Origin of the sequence: Ohtaekwangia sp. (assembly GCF_036568665.1) — a bacterium.
Lineage (GTDB): Bacteria > Bacteroidota > Bacteroidia > Cytophagales > Cyclobacteriaceae > Ohtaekwangia.
The window spans coordinates 1-18,621 of sequence record NZ_DATCSD010000480.1; the positions used below are offsets into that span (position 1 = coordinate 1).

General features: G+C 44.3%; 13 protein-coding genes. 7 read left to right on the forward strand and 6 right to left on the reverse strand.

Annotated features, from left to right (window positions below; genetic code table 11):
• The 4 genes from VIN08_RS27905 to VIN08_RS27920 form a co-directional block, all read right to left on the reverse strand.
• Positions 1–1,251: ABC transporter permease (locus VIN08_RS27905; RefSeq protein ID WP_331972924.1), on the reverse strand; the 1,251-nt coding region annotated here is incomplete at its 3' end.
• 29 nt (positions 1,252–1,280) lie between these two features.
• Positions 1,281–1,919, reverse strand: coding sequence for an ABC transporter ATP-binding protein (locus VIN08_RS27910; RefSeq protein WP_331972926.1), 639 nt, complete (start codon positions 1,917–1,919; stop codon positions 1,281–1,283).
• Between the two features lie 93 nt (positions 1,920–2,012).
• A complete protein-coding gene (locus VIN08_RS27915) occupies positions 2,013–3,185 on the reverse strand; it encodes a THUMP domain-containing class I SAM-dependent RNA methyltransferase (RefSeq protein ID WP_331972928.1) in 1,173 nt (390 codons plus the stop codon).
• Between the two features lie 33 nt (positions 3,186–3,218).
• Positions 3,219–3,980: a biotin--[acetyl-CoA-carboxylase] ligase gene (locus VIN08_RS27920; protein ID WP_331972930.1), complete on the reverse strand. Its 762-nt coding sequence runs from the start codon at positions 3,978–3,980 to the stop codon at positions 3,219–3,221.
• Positions 3,981–4,028: 48 nt separating this feature from the next.
• Between VIN08_RS27920 and rsfS the strand changes: the two genes are divergently transcribed.
• The 6 genes from rsfS to VIN08_RS27950 all read left to right on the forward strand — a co-directional run bounded on the left by rsfS (position 4,029) and on the right by VIN08_RS27950 (position 12,190).
• The gene (rsfS, locus tag VIN08_RS27925; protein ID WP_331972932.1) at positions 4,029–4,403 is read left to right on the forward strand and encodes a ribosome silencing factor; all 375 of its coding nucleotides are present in this window, start codon (positions 4,029–4,031) and stop codon (positions 4,401–4,403) included.
• Positions 4,404–4,463: 60 nt separating this feature from the next.
• On the forward strand, positions 4,464–6,524 hold the full coding sequence (ftsH, locus tag VIN08_RS27930; RefSeq protein WP_331972934.1) for an ATP-dependent zinc metalloprotease FtsH: 2,061 nt from the start codon (positions 4,464–4,466) through the stop codon (positions 6,522–6,524).
• Positions 6,525–6,776: 252 nt separating this feature from the next.
• Complete coding sequence (locus tag VIN08_RS27935; protein WP_331972936.1) at positions 6,777–7,547, forward strand: UDP-2,3-diacylglucosamine diphosphatase; 771 nt, start codon at positions 6,777–6,779, stop codon at positions 7,545–7,547.
• Positions 7,544–8,365: a hypothetical protein gene (locus VIN08_RS27940; RefSeq protein ID WP_331972938.1), complete on the forward strand. Its 822-nt coding sequence runs from the start codon at positions 7,544–7,546 to the stop codon at positions 8,363–8,365. Before VIN08_RS27935 ends, VIN08_RS27940 begins: the two co-directional genes overlap by 4 nt.
• 168 nt (positions 8,366–8,533) lie before the next feature.
• On the forward strand, positions 8,534–9,907 hold the full coding sequence (locus tag VIN08_RS27945; RefSeq protein ID WP_414693322.1) for a sigma-54-dependent transcriptional regulator: 1,374 nt from the start codon (positions 8,534–8,536) through the stop codon (positions 9,905–9,907).
• 252 nt (positions 9,908–10,159) lie between these two features.
• Positions 10,160–12,190, forward strand: a complete 2,031-nt coding sequence (locus VIN08_RS27950; protein ID WP_331972940.1) for an ATP-binding protein — start codon at positions 10,160–10,162, stop codon at positions 12,188–12,190.
• 44 nt (positions 12,191–12,234) lie between these two features.
• Here the strand turns inward: VIN08_RS27950 and VIN08_RS27955 are convergent, their stop codons facing one another.
• A complete protein-coding gene (locus VIN08_RS27955; RefSeq protein ID WP_331972942.1) occupies positions 12,235–14,874 on the reverse strand; it encodes a glycoside hydrolase family 2 protein in 2,640 nt (879 codons plus the stop codon).
• 192 nt (positions 14,875–15,066) lie between these two features.
• Entirely contained in the window at positions 15,067–15,690 is a 624-nt protein-coding gene (locus VIN08_RS27960) for a sigma-70 family RNA polymerase sigma factor (RefSeq protein WP_331972944.1), read from the reverse strand.
• Positions 15,691–16,561: 871 nt separating this feature from the next.
• On the opposite strand from VIN08_RS27960, the gene VIN08_RS27965 reads away from it, so the two are divergent.
• On the forward strand, positions 16,562–18,621 hold a 2,060-nt coding region (locus VIN08_RS27965), incomplete at its 3' end, for a TonB-dependent receptor (protein ID WP_331972946.1).

Here is an 18,621-nt window from a genome sequence, read left to right on the forward strand (position 1 = left end):
TTTCGAGATATCGGTGCGATACGCCTGTATAGCCGGTATAACAGCACAGATTAACCCTAATAACAAACTTCCGCCCAAAATTATCCATTCCTGCGGATAGAAAACAAAACCATTTATACCAGCCTTTTGTGTTTCTTCCACTAGGCCAGATAACAGTACCAACACACCATGTCCCATTGTCAATCCGAGTATACTTCCAAACCATGTAAGTATACCTCCTTCCAGTAAGATAGAAACAAAAAGTTTGGTGCGCGATGCGCCCATCGATCGCATAATGGCCAGATCGTATCTGCGCTCTTTTAACGAATTATAGAGTGCTATAAAAATACTCAGACCTGATATAACGATGAGTACATACGCAAACCCCATGAGTATCTCTACACCTACACCCATGATCGAAAACAATCGCGCAGTTTCAAATGCCGGTGATGCTGCCTGCAAACTGCTTTGCGAATTTACCATGCGCGGCAACTGAATAGCGCCCATAGGCGAACGATACTGCAGCAACATGGAAGTAATTTCTTTTACCGAATCGCCTTTCGCTACCGATGGTACGAGCGGTGAGGGTATAAATGCAGGATCAACAACGGCGGCTTCATGCTCTTCGTGTGCTGCATGCTCCTCCCCTTCTTCATGTTCTTCGTGCATCTCCCATACACTTTCTATGTTGGTAAGAATGAGGTTATCCAATACACTGTTGGTTCGTTTCATAATGCCGCGCACTATATACTGATGATCGTTGTGCGTGTGGCCACCATCGGTAAGGCCGTGGGCGCTGGCAAATTTATCGCCTGTCTTTAATGACGTGAGTGCCGCTACATTGGCTCCGATGGTTACATCCAGTGTCTTGCTCCACCACTCGCCCTGTTCCAGTTCGGCATGATATAGCTCGGCATAGTCGTGAGATGTTCCAATAATTCTGTACGACTGATAACTATCTCCCAATGCTAATGGTATAGCTCTTTTTACCAGGCGATGTTTAGCAAAGCGTTCGGCTTCTTTGAGCTTTATATTGCCTGTAGGGAAATCGATGTGAAATATATTGCAAAGTATAAGTTGCAGCGGACTTCCCTTGGCACCTACTACCAGATCTATACCGCGTGCATTCTCGGTGATCTTTTGTTCAAGCTGTTTGTTGAACAGCAATAGTATAGTAATAACAGCAATGCCTAACGACAACAACATAATGTTAATAGCCGTGTTGAGTGGTCTTGCTTTAAGGTAATTCCAAACGAGTGTGAAGATCGACATGGGCTGAAGAATCGTGATCAGAAAATATTTTAGTTGCCAGACGTTAGCCGTACCTGTTTTGATATTTTATCTTTCAATCGCTGATCGTGCGTAGCCACCAGCAATGTTGATTGATGCTGACTGGCAACATCCATAAGCAGGTGAATTACCCGATCGCAGTTTTTGTCGTCTAACGCAGACGTTGGTTCATCGGCAAAAATAATAGAAGGTTTATTCAACACAGCGCGCGCAATGGCTACACGTTGTGCCTGGCCGTGGCTCAGTTGTGTTACCCTGCTTTTTCTTTTCTCCGATAAACCTAAACCCGTAAGTACTTCTGTAATTCTATCGTTGCTGATTTTTACTCCGGCCAGGTAGGGCGCCATCATCAGATTTTTTTCAACGGTTAATGCAGAGATCAGATGATTGCGCTGAAAGATGAAACCAATGCGTTGTCCTCGAAAGCGATCCAACGAAGTTTCCGATAATTGTGCGAGCTCTGTTTCGTTGATCTGCAAAGAACCGCTATAGTGGCGAAGCAAACCACCCAATAAATGCAGCAGTGTTGTTTTACCACTCCCCGACTCGCCCAGCAACAGGCAATGCTCGCCTGTGGCTACCGTAAAGTCGGGAAACCGGATGGTGTTACCGGCAGTATATTGAAATGAAAGATTCTGAACCGAGATCATAGTATACAGATTGTGCGTTCAATTTAGGCGCGATGTTGAAAATAAAAAACCTTCCTGTGATCAACGGAAGGTTATGTTTTATGGAATCGTTATTTATCTCCGGTCTTTCTCTTTGCTGCCCGCATATAATTCATATTCCAACAGGCGGCAATCGAGTTTGGCATTATGAAACTCGATTCTGCGACTCGCTCTTAGTCCTATTTTTTTTGCCAGATCAAGATTACCGGTAAAGATATAGCCGGTATATCCTTTACATTTTTGTTTCAGAAAATCTCCGATGCGTGCATAGGTTTCTTCCAGTTTCTGCACCTCACCTAATCGCTCGCCATACTCCGGGTTGAAATATACCACACCACTTTTTCCTTCGGGTATCTCGGTCAATGCAAAATCGCATTTTCCAAACTGAATGAATTTCTCTACGCCCGCTACACCGGCATTGATCTTCGAAATGTTAACAGCATCTTCACTAATATCGGTCGCTGTTACCAGCAGATCCGGTATCTCTTTGATCTGATCGTGCAACATGCGCAATTCTTTCTCATATACCGCAGCATCGTAATTCTTCACATGCATAAAAGCATAGTTGGTGCGATATAGCCCCGGGCGTCTGTTCGTAGCAATCATTACCGCTTCTATTGCCATGGTACCTGAGCCACACATCGGGTTGATGAATGGCGACTGACGATCCCATTTGGTAGCCAATACGTTTGCCGATGCCAGTGCTTCGAGCATAGGCGCTTTACCCGGAATTTTACGATAGCCATGCTTCGCTAATGTTTCGCCTGATGTATCGATAAATATTTCGGCACGATCATCCTTCCAGTATAAATGAATTACGGCACCAGTCATATCAGGGCCGGAGTTGGGTCGCGCGCTTGTTTCTCTCCGCAGGCGATCAACAATAGCGTCCTTTACTTTTACGTTGGCAAACAATTCGTTGTTGATGGTGAACTGATCAACTGTACTGGTAACGGATAGGTAACAATCGTTGGCCAGAATGTTTTCCCACGGAATATTTATCAGCGCCCGGTATAATTCTTCCGGATGCGTGGCATGAAAAGATTTGATCGAGTAATGTACCTGGCTTGCGCAGCGCAGGTTCAGGTTCAGACGAATGCAGTCTGTTACCGTTCCTTCCAGCTCTACACCCGTCTGAAAAGTTCGTTCTGTTGAGAAGCCCAGCTCGTGTACTTCCTGTTCGAGATAAGGTGCCAGCCGCTTATTGCAAGTAATGATGATGCGGCTGCGTTCAGTAAAAATATTCATGATGCAAAGATGCTCGAATAATTTTCATCAGCATTATTGTATATACCTGATTTCCTTCAGATCATATACCTGCACAGCACCATCAGCGTGTTGCACCTGCAGTTTTCCGCTATCGTCCAGACCGGTTATTGTTCCGGAGAACGATTGCTCCTGTGCTTCAAAAAGATGTTGCTCTCCCCGCCAGTATAAAACATTCAGATAATCTTCGCGGAGTTTTGCTTGTTGATTTTGCCGGAGCTGTATATACCGGGCTTCTGTTTTCTGCAAGAGTATTTCCAATTCATCGGCTAATGTATAGCGGTTGCCGGTTACCCGGTATAGCGATGTAGCGGTGCTTATACCAAACTGTTCCTGGTTTATATTTATACCGATGCCGGCTATAGAATTGGAAAACCTGTTACCTTGCACCTGATTCTCGATTAAAATACCACAAACTTTTTTACCGGCAATCATTATATCGTTCGGCCATTTGATACGAACGTCTGCAATCTTTTTTGTTAGCAGATAATCGTGAACGGCCAGCGCGATTACGATGTTGAGAAAGAATTGATCGCGTAGTAAAAGAAATGCGGGCTTCAATACCAGCGAAAAAGTAAAGTTGGTTCCGGGAGCAGCTTCCCACGAATTTCCACGTTGTCCGCGACCAGCAGTTTGATTATTGGTAATTACTAGAGTACCTTCCGGTGTGGAGGGCTGCTGGCATAGTTGCAGAGCAAGCGTGTTAGTGGAATGACATTCCGGCACAAAAACAAGGTTCTGCCCTATGAAAAGGGTATTGGCAGGGATTTTATACAAGGTATTTTGATTAATTTTGAGGGTTAATCTAAAAACGAATATAGTTTAATGGCAAAAAAAAGGAAGGGAGCCAATTCAGAAAAGCTGAGTGAAGTGATTGTAAAGGGCATGCAAGAGAAAAAAGCATCGGATATCGTTGTGATGGATCTTCGAAAAGTTAAAAATGCTGTGGCCGACTTCTTTGTAGTTTGCTCTGGTAACTCCGATAAACAACTGGATGCAATTGCCGATTCCATCGATGCAGAAGTATTTAAAGCACTAAAAGAAAATCCCTGGCATGTTGAAGGAAAAAACAATAAAGAGTGGATGCTACTCGACTATACTGATGTAGTCGCTCATGTTTTCAGAAAAGACCGCCGGGAGTTTTATGCACTGGAACGTCTCTGGGGTGATGCCGACATCACTGAAATCGAAGGGGACTGAACTAAATACTTTTTAACTCGTTAATGTTTTGATATTTTTAAATTGATTCAATAATTCGAAATGGCAGACAAGAAAGAAAATAATAAGCCGCTATTACCCACCAAACCACCGAAGGGTAATTACCAGATCTGGGTAATTATCGCAACGATAGCTGTGATCTTTGGTGTGATGTACTTCCAATCTGCGAATAGTCTGAAAGAAGTTGACTATGATGAATTCAAGCAGATGGTGAAAAGCGGAGATGTACGGAAGGTAACTTTAGTACAGAATCAAAAATTTGTAGAAATCACGCTTACACAAAGTGCTCTGCAAAATGCTAAATACAAACAAGATATAACATCAGGACCACTCGGTGGCAGCAACTCCGGTCCACACTATATTTTACGCGTAGTAGATGCCGGTAACTTTGATCAGGAGTTCCGTTCTTTTAAAGACAAACTTCCTGACGGACAAAAGCCAGACTATAAATCGGAAGATCGCGGTGATTATGTAAGCCAGTTGTTCCAATGGGGACTTCTGTTCCTGTTGCTGTTCGGGTTCTGGATGCTGATGCGCAGAATGACGGGTGGCGGTGGTCCTGGCGGACAGATATTCAACATCGGTAAATCGAAAGCGGCATTGTTTGATGCCGAGAACAAAGTAAAGATTACATTCGACAATGTAGCCGGCTTAGATGAAGCCAAAGAAGAAGTAAAAGAGATTGTAGACTTCCTGAAAAATCCTGGAAAGTTTACCAAGCTCGGAGGTAAAATTCCCAAAGGTGCATTGCTGGTTGGCCCTCCCGGAACCGGTAAAACATTGCTTGCAAAAGCAGTGGCCGGTGAAGCAGGTGTTCCCTTCTTCTCTTTATCAGGTTCTGATTTCGTAGAGATGTTTGTGGGTGTAGGTGCTGCACGTGTACGCGACCTTTTCAAACAGGCAAAAGAAAAAGCTCCTTGTATAGTATTCATCGATGAGATTGATGCAATCGGCCGCTCACGTGGTCGCGGACAATTACCCGGTGCAAATGATGAGCGCGAAAATACGTTGAACTCATTGCTCGTAGAGATGGACGGTTTCGCTACAGATTCCGGAGTAATTATACTTGCAGCAACAAACCGTCCGGATGTATTAGACTCTGCATTGCTCCGTCCGGGTCGTTTCGATCGCCAGATCAGTATCGATAAACCAGATATTGTAGGTCGTGAAGCTATATTTAAAGTACACTTGAAGCCTATCAAACTGGATTCGACTGTAGATGCTAAAAAACTTTCAGCTCAAACACCAGGCTTTGCCGGAGCAGAGATTGCCAACGTATGTAACGAAGCTGCTCTTATCGCTGCACGCAGAGATAAGAAGGCTGTAGATATGCAAGACTTCCAGGATGCGATTGATCGTGTGATTGGTGGCCTTGAAAAGAAAAACAAAATTATATCTCCGGAAGAAAAGAAGATCGTTGCTTTTCACGAAGCAGGTCACGCAGTAGCAGGCTGGTTCCTGGAACATGCTGATCCGTTGGTGAAAGTAAGTATCGTACCGCGCGGTGTAGCAGCATTAGGCTACGCACAATATTTACCGAAAGAGCAGTTCCTTTATCAAACAGAACAAATGCTGGATGAGATGTGCATGGCTTTCGGTGGACGTGCCGCTGAAGATATAGTATTCGGCAAGATATCAACGGGTGCCCTAAGCGACCTGGAGCGCATTACCAAAATGGCCTATAGCATCGTAACGATCTATGGTATGAATAAAGAGATTGGTAATATGTCGTTCTACGATTCTAAAGCGAGCGACTATTCCTTCCAGAAGCCATACTCAGAAGCAACTTCCGAGAAGATCGACAGAGAAGTGAAACGTATTATTGACGAAGCTTACGAGCGCACCAAGTCGTTGCTGATGAAACATCGCCAGTACCTGGATGTAATTGCCAAGGAACTCCTTGAAAAAGAAATTCTGTTCCAGGCAGACCTTGAGCGCCTCATCGGTAAACGTCCGTTTGAAAAACTTACTACATACCAGCAGTTCACAAACGGCCAGGGTAAATATGAGAAGAAGCAACAAGAGAGCGAACAGCCCGGTGTTGACCCGACTCCTACCCTGGAAGGCGACAAGCCCGATGAGCTGACGGGAACACCAGCATAGTTCTTTAATAAAGAATAAAGTACTTTTGAACTCAGGTGCTACGGTGCCTGAGTTTTTTTATTGTCAGGAAAAAAATCCTGCGCCTCCCGACAGATGGGATTTAACAGAAATAACGTTTTATTGCAAACTGATTCACAAGCTAATCATTCAGAAATTTACCCCGCAATATGACTTTATGCAGATCTATATACTTGCCTTTACCACTGCAGTCGAGCAAAGACTTTGCATAACCATAGAAGCTTTCATGAACCTATGCTCGAAAAAATTCCAGCCCTGAACAACAAGAAGATATTCTTCGCTTCCGATTTTCATTTGGGTGTGCCCGATCATGATACGAGCCTGGCCCGTGAAAAAAAGATCGTTGCCTGGCTGGAGTCTGTCAGACACGAAGCACACACGATATACCTGCTGGGCGATATATTTGATTTCTGGTTTGAGTATAAACACGCTATACCCAAAGGATATATACGCCTGCAAGGCAAGCTTGCTGAACTACGCGATGCCGGTATACCCATTGCATTCTTTACCGGCAACCACGATATGTGGATGTTCGATTACTTTCCGAAAGAGCTTGGTATACCGATATACCGCGATCCGCTGACGCTGGAAGTAGGCAATCAAAAATTACTGATCGGTCATGGCGATGGACTTGGCCCGGGCGATCACTTCTATAAATTCCTGAAGAAGTTTTTCAACAGCAATTTCTGTCAATGGTTATTTGCGCGTATTCATCCTAACCTTGGTATAGGCATTGCCAATTACTGGTCCAAGAGCAGTCGCATCAGCAATATGAAGCGCGAAGAAAATTATCAGGGCCAGGAAGGTGAGTTTCTGTGGGTATATTGTACAGAGCTGGAAAAACAAAATCACCACGACTACTATATATTCGGTCACCGGCATTTACCACTCAATCTTCCCATTGGTGAGCGCAGCCGGTATATCAACACGGGCGAGTGGGTAAACTTTAGCACGTATGCTGTTTATGATGGCAAGACCGTAGAACTTAAAACTTTTGAGCTGTGATGAACGTGATAAACCTGCTTACACAACGCAAGCCCTATACAGCCACCATCCTGCTGCTAACGCTTCTCCAGGTAACAGCGCTTGCGCAGAAAAAAATCAAAACACTGGAAGTAAGCGATACCATTGTATCCGCATGGGTAGACAGACCTGGCGAGCTATATATACTTACCAAACATGGACAATTACAAAAGTTCGATGCCAACGGAAAGGTACTGAGCTTATATAGCGACCACCCTGCTCCTACGCTCTTTGATCCGCATGATGGCAGCAGACTCTTTGCATACTTTCGTGCCACGCGACAGTATGATCTGATGAGCCCGACCCTGCAAATCATGCAGACCTTTACGATTGACTCTGCTGCGGCCATCGATCCGTGGCTTGCCTGCATGGCGGGCGATTATGATGTATGGATACTCGATGCTGCCGATTGGAGCATGAAGAAAATCAACACGCGTATCGGCTCCGTTGTGGCGGAAGAATTACTGCCTGCCAAAACCGGCCGCGTAAAAGATCACAGTATATTTATGCGTTCATACCAGGGCTTTGTTTTTCTGCTCGACACAACGGAAGGTATACTGATCTTTAACAGTGTTGGCAAACACATCAAAACGCTTCCTGTAAAAAATATACAGTACTTTAATTTTCTGGGTGAAGAGTTGTATTACCTGGAAGGCGACAAGCTGAAGTTCTTTGATCTTTTTACAGCCGAGAGCCGCGAACAGAAACTCCCATCGACTGGCAACAGCATTGCCTTGTTAACCGATGAGCGGCTGTTCCTGATCCGGAAAAATACCATTGACATCATGAGTATACCTTAGATATGATGTATCTGCTCATAAATCGGTCAAAGGCTTTTCAAACTGTTCAGTTTTGAACATCTTTGTACATCCAAGAACATGAATGTGTGCATAAATACTTTAAAAAAGCATATTTTTCATTTGGCATAAAATTTCCAACGCAAAAGCGTTTCACCTAAATTCTATCCTATTGTGAATCCGGAAGGCGGCAAAATTCTAATGATCGATGACGATGAGGATGTACTCCTCGCAGCAAAGATGTTATTGAAAAAGCAAGGTCATCATGTGATCATTGAAAAGAATCCCAAGAAAATTCCTTTCCTCTTACATAATGACACGTACGATGTAATTCTGCTGGATATGAATTTCAGCAAAGACATTACGAGTGGTAAAGAAGGTTTTTACTGGCTGGAGCAGATCCTGGGTCACGATCCATCTGCGGTGGTAATTCTGATCACGGCATTCGGTGATGTAGAGATGGCTGTGCGCGCGTTGAAAGCTGGTGCTACAGACTTCATTTTAAAGCCGTGGCAAAACGAAAAGCTCGTAGCCACTATATCTACCGCTATACGCCTGAAGCAATCCTATAACGAAGTAGACAAGCTGAAGAAGGCCAAAGAGATGCTGGAAGAACAGATCAGCAGACCTTTCGGTGAGATCATCGGGCAAAGCAAAGCGATACAGGAAGTATTTACCCTCATCGATAAAGTTGCCAAGACGGATGCAAACGTATTGATACTCGGTGAGAACGGAACAGGTAAAGAACTGATAGCACGTGCTATACATCAGCGTTCCTTGCGTAAAGACAACAGCTTTGTATCTGTTGATATGGGCGCTATTACCGAAACACTTTTTGAGAGTGAACTCTTTGGTCATAAGAAAGGAGCCTTTACCGATGCACGCGAAGATCGCCCCGGAAGATTTGAACTCGCCAACAACGGAACACTTTTCCTGGATGAGATCGGCAACCTGAGCATGAGCCTGCAGAGTAAATTACTCAGCGCATTACAGTCACGACAAGTTACACGCGTAGGCGCCAATCAATCTATACCGGTAAATATACGCCTGATTTGTGCTACCAATATGCCCCTGCACAAGATGGTGCAGGAAGGTACATTCAGACAAGACCTGCTCTATCGTATCAACACGGTAGAGTTGCATGTGCCACCGCTGTGCGATCGTGTAGAAGATATTCCTCTGCTGGCACAACACTATTTGAACTATTATGCCAAGAAATATCACAAGCATGTAAATGCTATCACTCCGGAAGCCATGGATAAACTCAAAAGGTACGCCTGGCCCGGTAACATACGCGAGCTGCAACATGGCATTGAGCGCGCAGTGATCATGACTGACTCTGCAACACTACAGGAAAGTGATTTTCTTCTGAGTCGAACAGTTGCCTCTAATACCAACAGCAATACATTAAACCTGGATGAAGTAGAGAAGACTGCTATCGTTAAAGCATTGAACATGCATAACGGCAATATCTCTAAAGCTGCTGATGAGTTAGGCCTCACACGAGCATCACTCTACAGAAGAATGGAAAAGTACGGCATCTAGTATCACGAACAACTGAGATTCACACGAACCAGGGTTATCCATTAGCCCTGGTTCTTTTTTTATAACTCTTTGCACGAAGTACCCCCTCATCCGGAATGGGTCTGAACAATTTAAGAAGTATTAACCGGTTACTATTTTTTACGATATACTATAGTTATAACAAAGGAATGCAATTCGTTTTTAGTGAAAACATCTCTCTTTATTGGTTGTTTCTTGAATTTTATTGTACATTATATTACCCATCCGAGAATCATGTCCTGGCTAAGGTTTACCGGTATACTCTTCATTGCGTGCGTTACTTCTGCCTGCGTAGATACGAACTATACGGTTCCTCTTAACCAGAAGAAGGCGGTGTTCTCTTATCTTAACGATTCGCTTCGTGTTTGCTACTCTTCGTCCAGCGATTCCGTGCTGCATTGTGCCCGTACACGAATCAACAGAGCAATTCAAGGTGTTAATGCTTCTGCCCTCACAAAAAAAATATGGCTATCGTTTGGCGAAGCACATGCGCTATCGGAAAGTGACCTGGGGTATGAGGCTATTGCTATTATCAATGCTATATTACCGGAGACGGAAGACTTTGATTTTTTATATGAGCGTGCGGAGCTACTCACCCTGCGCAGCTTTATTAACACCAACCATTTTAATTTACAACTGGCCGCATACGATGCATACCTGGCGGCTGATATATTTGACGAATTAGGACTATATAACGAAGATGCCTCCAAGCGATTGTCGGTTGCCAACTTGCAGTATAATACCGCCAACTTTGAACTGGCCATTGAAAATGCGCAACGCGCTATAGCACTCTTTGAAAAAGCCACAAACCTGAGGCACGAAGATACAGTGAACTTCATTAACGCCTATAATACGTTGGGAATGTCGTACATCAACATGAATAAAGTAGACAGTGCCGCGATAAGCTATAATAAAGCACTGCCGATGACACGAAGCATTCACAGTAAAATATGGGAAGGACTGATACAGGGAAATATAGCACGCATCGACTATATACGGGGCAACCTGGATGATGCTGAAGCCAAGTACAACCAGGAACTGGCAGCGTGTCTTGAATACGGAGAACGGGCTGCAGCCGGTAAATCTCTTACCGGACTGGCAGAAGTATATATCAAGAAAAAAGAATTTACCAAAGCCAAAGTATATTACGACAGTGCATGGAAGCTGATGCAGCAAGAAAGGCGACCTTCTATCTGGCTGGATTATTACAAGAGCCTGCACAACTGGTTTGAGATAACAAAGCAATACGACTCAGCACACCTTACGTTCGAGAAGTATGTATTGCTGCGCGACTCCATTCAGAGTCCGCAGCGCATGCAGTTGATACGCCTGCAACGACAAATGCAGTTTGAAAAACAACTGAGCTTATTACGCGCGGAGAACGACCTGAAGAAAAGCGAACTTACCACCAGCCGTATACTGATAACATCGTTTATCATCGTACTGGTATTGTTATGTGTGCTGCTATATATCATCCGCAAGAACTATAAAAAGATCAGCACGCTGAATAGCGAATTGGAAAACAAAGTAAAAGTACGCACAGCCGAGCTTCTAAGATTGAACAGCGAGTTGGACACCTATCTATACCGCGCATCGCACGATGTGAGAAGACCCATTCTCAGTATTATCGGTCTTGGCCAGCTTGCCGGACTTACGCACGATGAGAATGAGCGCAAAGCGATTCAACAGAAGATTGACAATACGGCCCGCGACATGGATAAAATGCTTTCAAAAATTCATATGGCGTATGAGTTGGACAAGCTTGATGGTATACAGTCCGTTAATATTCATGAATATATCGAAGGGTTAGTAGATCAGTTCAAAGGACTATATCCAGCCATAAATTTCAACACCGAAATAGAGCACAATGTTATTGTTAGCGCTAACCCCAAACTGCTGGATATCATATTCATTAATATCCTGGAGAACGCCTGTATATTTAACAATCGCATGAATCCGGAGATCTCTATTCGCACCTATCGCACACAAGACTATGTGGAGATATACTTCCGCGATAATGGTATAGGCATCGACCGTAAATACCTGGATTCCATTTTCAATCCCTATACCCGCTATAGCGATCGCTCTGTAGGCAGCGGATTAGGACTACACTTGGTACAAAAAGCCTTACAAAAATTGAACGGCATTGTTGCTGTTGAAAGCACACTCTACATCGGCACCGAATTTAAAATTATTTTACCAGCCTATAAGAACAATCTCTCCCACGTAGAGGCAGAGTGGAACGAAAAGAAGAGTTTTAGTTAATCACAATAGCCATCAACACATCAATACCCCAACACCTCAACACATTATTTCTTCACCTCTTCCGTACACTCCCCAACATTCCACCCGCTGATAGAAACGAGCGGAATTACCTTTTCGTCATCCGGATGATAATCGAGATATATAGTCTTTTGAGCACCGGGAGTAATGGATACATAATTATCGCTATAGAAAGCCGGTAGCAATCGCTTGCGCGTTTTGGAGTCAATCAACGATATACGGTTGAAGAATGCCACGGGTCCGCTGGAGAAATTAGAGAGTTTCAGTTCGATCTTACCCTCCTCCAGCCATTTTGCTTCAGCTTGTATCTGCGCACTCTTTAATTGGCTTAGCCCGGTATATATACCATTGGCATCGGGCAACCAGTAAAAATTTTCACTGAGTATCTGCTTGTTCAGGTCGAGCAATTGCAGCGAGAGAAATACACCCTTGTCTTTACGCAGTGTGTTCACTATATCTTTCAAGGCAAGGAATTTCTTGGAGATCGTAGGTTCTATACCCACAAAGACCTGTGATAAGAGGCTGTCTTTTCCATTCATGTCGTAAGCTTTGATAACTAACATTAGATCACGGTATGCTTGCACCGTATTATTGGCCACCATCACCATTCCATCAGTCGGGTTATACATCACGTGAAGCGGTTCACTTCCATTCCTCAACCCATAGAGACATGCGTTCGGGTCGAGGTAATAATCGTACATCTGCCCGCGCAGGGCAGTCCAGGGATTTTGCGTTTTCCAGATAATAGCACCGGTATACCACTCCCACATGTGTGCGCTGAATCCTTCCATCAACGCACGGTATTGATCGTAGTTTACAAGCTGCGCTTTGCTTGCAAAGTCTTTTACATCTTTCGGCTCACCATACGGAGCTATATATTGATTGTAGCCTATATATTTATGATACTGCCACACCGGGTCAACATTGCCAGGATGCTTCGGGGCTACGAGGTGATCTTCCGGTATAAATCGCAGCAATGATTCATAGTCGCCCGTGCCAACCGAACCGATCTCGGAGTTGAACGGAAAGGTCCGGTGATTCCAGAAATACTCTACGGGTTGTATACCATACGGGCCATCGCCATTACCACCGAATGCATTGAACGACATACTATCGGAGTTGGAATATTCTACAAACCAACGCGTGCCATCCAGAGCAGGAAGTATATCATCGCGCAATGGTGTGAGTATATCTTCCGGAGGCGTAATCTCGTTGCCACCACACCACATACCCAGCGAAGCATGATTACGAATCATCTTGATCTGATCTTCTGCCGACTTCAGAAATAAAGCATGATCATCCGGATATTTTCTGCGCGTCCACTGATCTTCTTTCTTCATCGGGTCAACCCAGCGTCCGTTGCAATCGCCCGACATCCAGAAGTCCTGCATCACCAGCAATCCATACTTATCGCAGGCATTATAAAATTCCGGTCGCTCGATCAGCGCACCACCCCATACACGAATCAGGTTCAGATTCATATCACGATGAAACCTCACTTCGGCATCGTAGCGCGCATCGGTAAAGCGAAGCATCATATCCGAAATGATCCAGTTACCGCCTTTAATAAATATACGTTGACCATTTACCATGATCTGCCGGCTTTGGGTGACAGCATTCCACGGAGCCTGAATCTCGCGCACCCCTACCGGAACAACTTCTTCGTCCGACAGTGTTTTGCCATCCGCTAAAAACTGAAACCTGCAGCTATATATATACTGCTCGCCATAACCATTGGGCCACCAAAGCTTCGGGTTCTTCAATATATAGTCTGGCAAAGTATAGGTGGCTCTACTGTTGGCCGGCACTAGTACCTTCTTCGAAACGGTATTACCATCCAATATATACTGTAACACACCGGTTATACTTTTAGCGGTGGGGTTCTCCAATTCAGCGGAAGCCTGTATACCGGCAGGTGCCTGATCGCCCTGTGGAAAACGCTTACCGGCTACGCTGGTAACAATGTGTGGATTGCTGAGATGTATACCTTTCGTTTTCTCGATATATACTTTATCCCATATACCGGTGTTACGGTCGCGTACAGGTTGTATCCAGTCCCACCCGGCTACATATTGATGCGATACATTTCGGGCAATGGTTCCATCGCCACCCTGCCCGCCATTCGGGTTGCCAACCGGATCGATGGGATATACAATTACCGCGAGCCGGTTATTACCATCTGCCGCCAGGTAGCGCGATATATTATAGGTCTGGCGCAGAAACATACCTTTATGAGCAGTGGTGTTGAGCTTCTTACCGTTCAGGTATAGATCGCAGCTATAATTTACACCCCGAAGATGTAGCCACACCTGTTCATCAGGAGCAGTAAGCCGCTCGGCAAAATCTTTAACAAACCAATACGTATACTGTGCACGACCGGTGGTATAGATATCGGGGATCATCTCATTGTTCATGCCATACAACGGGTCGGGTATCTGTTTATTTACCAGCAACGTTGTGAGCACCGTGCCGGGTACCTGTGCGGGCTGCCATGCCTGCAACGTATACGATTGCTGCGATATAGCAGTACCTTCTTCTTTTACATCGCGAATATTTTTACATCGCCATCCGCTGTTCAGTTCATAGCGGCTTTGTGCGCGGGTAACATTCAGAATACAAATGGAAGCGATCGTAACCAGCAGGCTTCCTCGTAAAGTTTTTTTCATGGGCGCTTCTTTTAAGTTTGAATCCTCCCGCCCTTCCCATTACAGAAGGGCAAAGAGGACTCCCAAACCCAACTACGAACACAGACGTTACCAAAACTGTGGCGTAGCTCACGTGGTAAACGAACTGTGTGTATAATTCTAATCCGGTTTACTAAAAATTATTTCGATGCAGTACCTGCTATAACACCCGGGCTATAGCATAAAGAAGGACAGCAAGATCAATATGATCGTCTGCATTTGCTTGCGTAACGAACGAAGGGCTTTGAACACTGCGTTGTATACAGACTGAATGGTGATGCCTAACTCATCGGATATTTCTTTATTCGAGAGTTCTTTATAGAATTTCATGTGCAACAACTTTTGCTGATGACCCGACAACGTGCTGAGTGCTTTCTGAATTTTTTCCTTTTGCCAATGTGCGATCTCTTCTTCCGAAAACGTATCATCTTCCTGATCGAAGCTCATAAAATCATCTTCTGTACGCAGGCGCATGTGTGGCGACTTCAATACATCCAGCAATTTTCGTTTGAGCGATGTAAAGAGATAATATTTAATGGAAGTAGTTTCGTTGAGGTTCTCGCGGTTGTTCCAGATCTTCACGAACAACTCCTGTATACAATCCTTGATCAGCTCCTGATCAGTGCTGAGTTTTCTTCCGTAATTATAGAGTGCGAAAAAGTACTTGCGATATATAGTGGCATACGCGGCAAGATCGCCTGACTTAAATTCCTTCCACAGCACATAGTCGTTCATGGAGATTGAACGGCCGTCAGACGCTCCAGATCGGTAATTATCCAAAGGTTTGGCTGCTTCCATAGCTAGTACAGGTTCGGATTCAACTTCATTTTTCAGGCTCTTGATTTCCGTGCGCGGAAACACAATACAAAATCGACATTTCTCCTGTAATAATAAAATGTCAGCGACACAATTATTTGTACTCCCAAATAATCTTCGGAACCGGGTCTATATCCGGCCATTCTCCTCCCGTTATCAGCCCTAAAACCCGTCAAGTAACGGTCATGTGCGATGTGTCTTTCGATATAGTATAGGCGGTGCACCGCATAATTCTTTTTGCATACCGCATGAAAGCTCTAAAGCTCCGGAAAAAGCCAGCAAAAAATTCACACTGATGCCTTCAGAAATCTATACTTCACGCCCTGGTTCCCGATGCTTTACCTATATATCGGGAGCAACTGTCTGGTACACTTATCTCACGACATACGCGGTATATATAGAGATAGATGAAGATCATTTGTTGCTACAGATATATATCTTGTAGGTAATTCTGCCAATATACTTATATATACGTAGGTATTTTTTGAAGGTATATACCTGTATTAATACCTATTGCTCCCTAAGCTGATATTTTTTTAGCTTTCAAGAAGTATATTGTTACCCGGCCTATGACTATAGATGAAAAAATTATACGACAAATAAAGATAATTGTTTAAACTTTTGAGAGCATGACTATAGATATAGTCATGCTTTTTTGTTAGCAGGCAGCAGAATATACTATTATATATACAGGCGAATCCCTAAACCAAACCTATATAGCCTATGCAAAATTCTACTTGATCGTAACGTTATTTCCTAAAACTTATCCCAGGTGGTAAGTCAATTCCTACAACCACGCCCGCCAGCTTGCAAAGCTGTTAGTTAGTAATCTTTTATTCAAACCATTTTACCTATGAACTTATCAGCAAAACATGCGGAGCGATTGCCTATTGCCTTTCTCTTCAGCAAAATATCACTCACCATTTTCCTCACATTTGTTTGCGTTTCGTTTGATGCTTTTGCACAGGACGAATCGCGCAAAACCCCTCGCAAGATATCGGGGGTTGTAAAAGACAACAGTGGCGAAGTATTGCCCGGAGTAAATATAGTGGTGAAGAATACGTCTACCGGTGTGTTCAGCGACACCAATGGTAAATTTGTGATCGATCTTCCTCCCAATGCTACACATCTTACTTTTTCATTTATAGGATTTATAACCAAAGAGGTACCGATACCTGAATCAGATAATATAACGGTAGCGATGGAAGAAGACGCCAAGCAGTTAGACGAGATCGTGATAACGGTAGGTAGCAGAACTTCGCAGCGAACCATTACCGATACCCCGTTACCAATTGATAACTTATCTATAAAAGAACTGAATGCTACCGGACAAATCTCGTTTGATAAAGCACTGCAGTATCGCGTGCCGTCATTCAACACGGTAAATACACCGGTGAATGACGCTACTTCGTTACTTGACCCATACGAGATACGCAACATGGGGCCAAGCCGTACATTGATACTTATAAACGGCAAACGTAAAAATCTTAGCTCACTGGTATATACACAGACGTCTCCGGGCCGTGGCGAAACCGGTGCCGATCTTTCGGCTATACCTACCAGCGCTATAAAACGCATCGAAATACTGCGCGATGGTGCCTCGGCACAATATGGCTCGGATGCTATAGCCGGTGTTATGAACGTGATCCTGAAAGATCATTATGAAGCAACGGAACTCAGTGTTACCTCCGGAGTTACCACGCGGGGCGATGGTGCTAACTATGGCCTCAACTTTAACAGTGGCGCAAATATAGGGGGCCGCGGATATATAAATTATAACATTTCATTTCTGCACCAGGATCGCACCAACCGCTCAGGCAAAGTAGACCTGGCCGGCGAAGCCAACCCGGTGGTAGGTTTTGGCGATGGTACTGAAGCTACCACGCAAACTATAGCAGACTTTCTGGCCCGCTACCCGGATGCTAAGAATATAAACGGACAGCCTGATAACACTTCAGCAAAATTTCTGGTAAACTCATCTATACCAGTAACCGATCACAGCGAGCTATATGCCACCGCAGCGTATGTATACCGGAAGTCGCTGAGCTACGCGAACTATCGCACACCGTATTGGAAACAAGACTTCGGACTGCTCCATGCCGCGGGCACGGAATATATAGGCTATCACCCTACATTTGAAGGTGACCTGAACGACTACAACGGTACACTGGGATTAAAAGGTAAAACTGAATCCGGTTGGAGTCATGATGTGAGTTTTACTGTAGGCGGTAACAAAATGCTGTTCACAGTAAACAATACTGTAAACCAATCGCTCGGAGCCAGCAGCCCTATATCTTTCAAACCCGGAGGTTTCTCTTTTAATCATATAGTAGGTAATGCAGACTTCTCGAAAGAAATTACCGAGAAACTATATATCGCGCTCGGCAGTGAATTCCGATCAGAGAACTATCAACTTATTGCTGGCGATACTGCCTCATATTCCGGAGAAGGAGCTAACTCGTTTCCTGGTTTTTCCAGTCGCAATGCTATTAAAGCCAACCGCTCCAACATTGGTTTCTATGCTGATGCAACGTGGGATATAACCGATAAATTCCTGATAAGCGGTACAGCACGTACAGAGAAATATAGCGACTTCGGAAATGCTTTTGTATGGAAAGCCAGCAGCCGCTATAAACTCATAAACGAGAAAGTTACGATACGCGCATCATACTCAACCGGGTTCAGAGCACCTACATTGCACCAGATCAATTTGCAGTTGAACCAGGCTTCGTTTGATGGTGGCGATATAGTTATTAAAGGTTTGGCCAATAACCTCAGTCGCGAAGCAGCTATACTGGGTGTACCCAAACTGAAAGCCGAAAAATCGAAGAACTATACTATGGGTATAGGCGTAAATCCTACCAGTAACTTCTCCATGTCTGTGGATTATTATGATATAGACATTCGCGATCG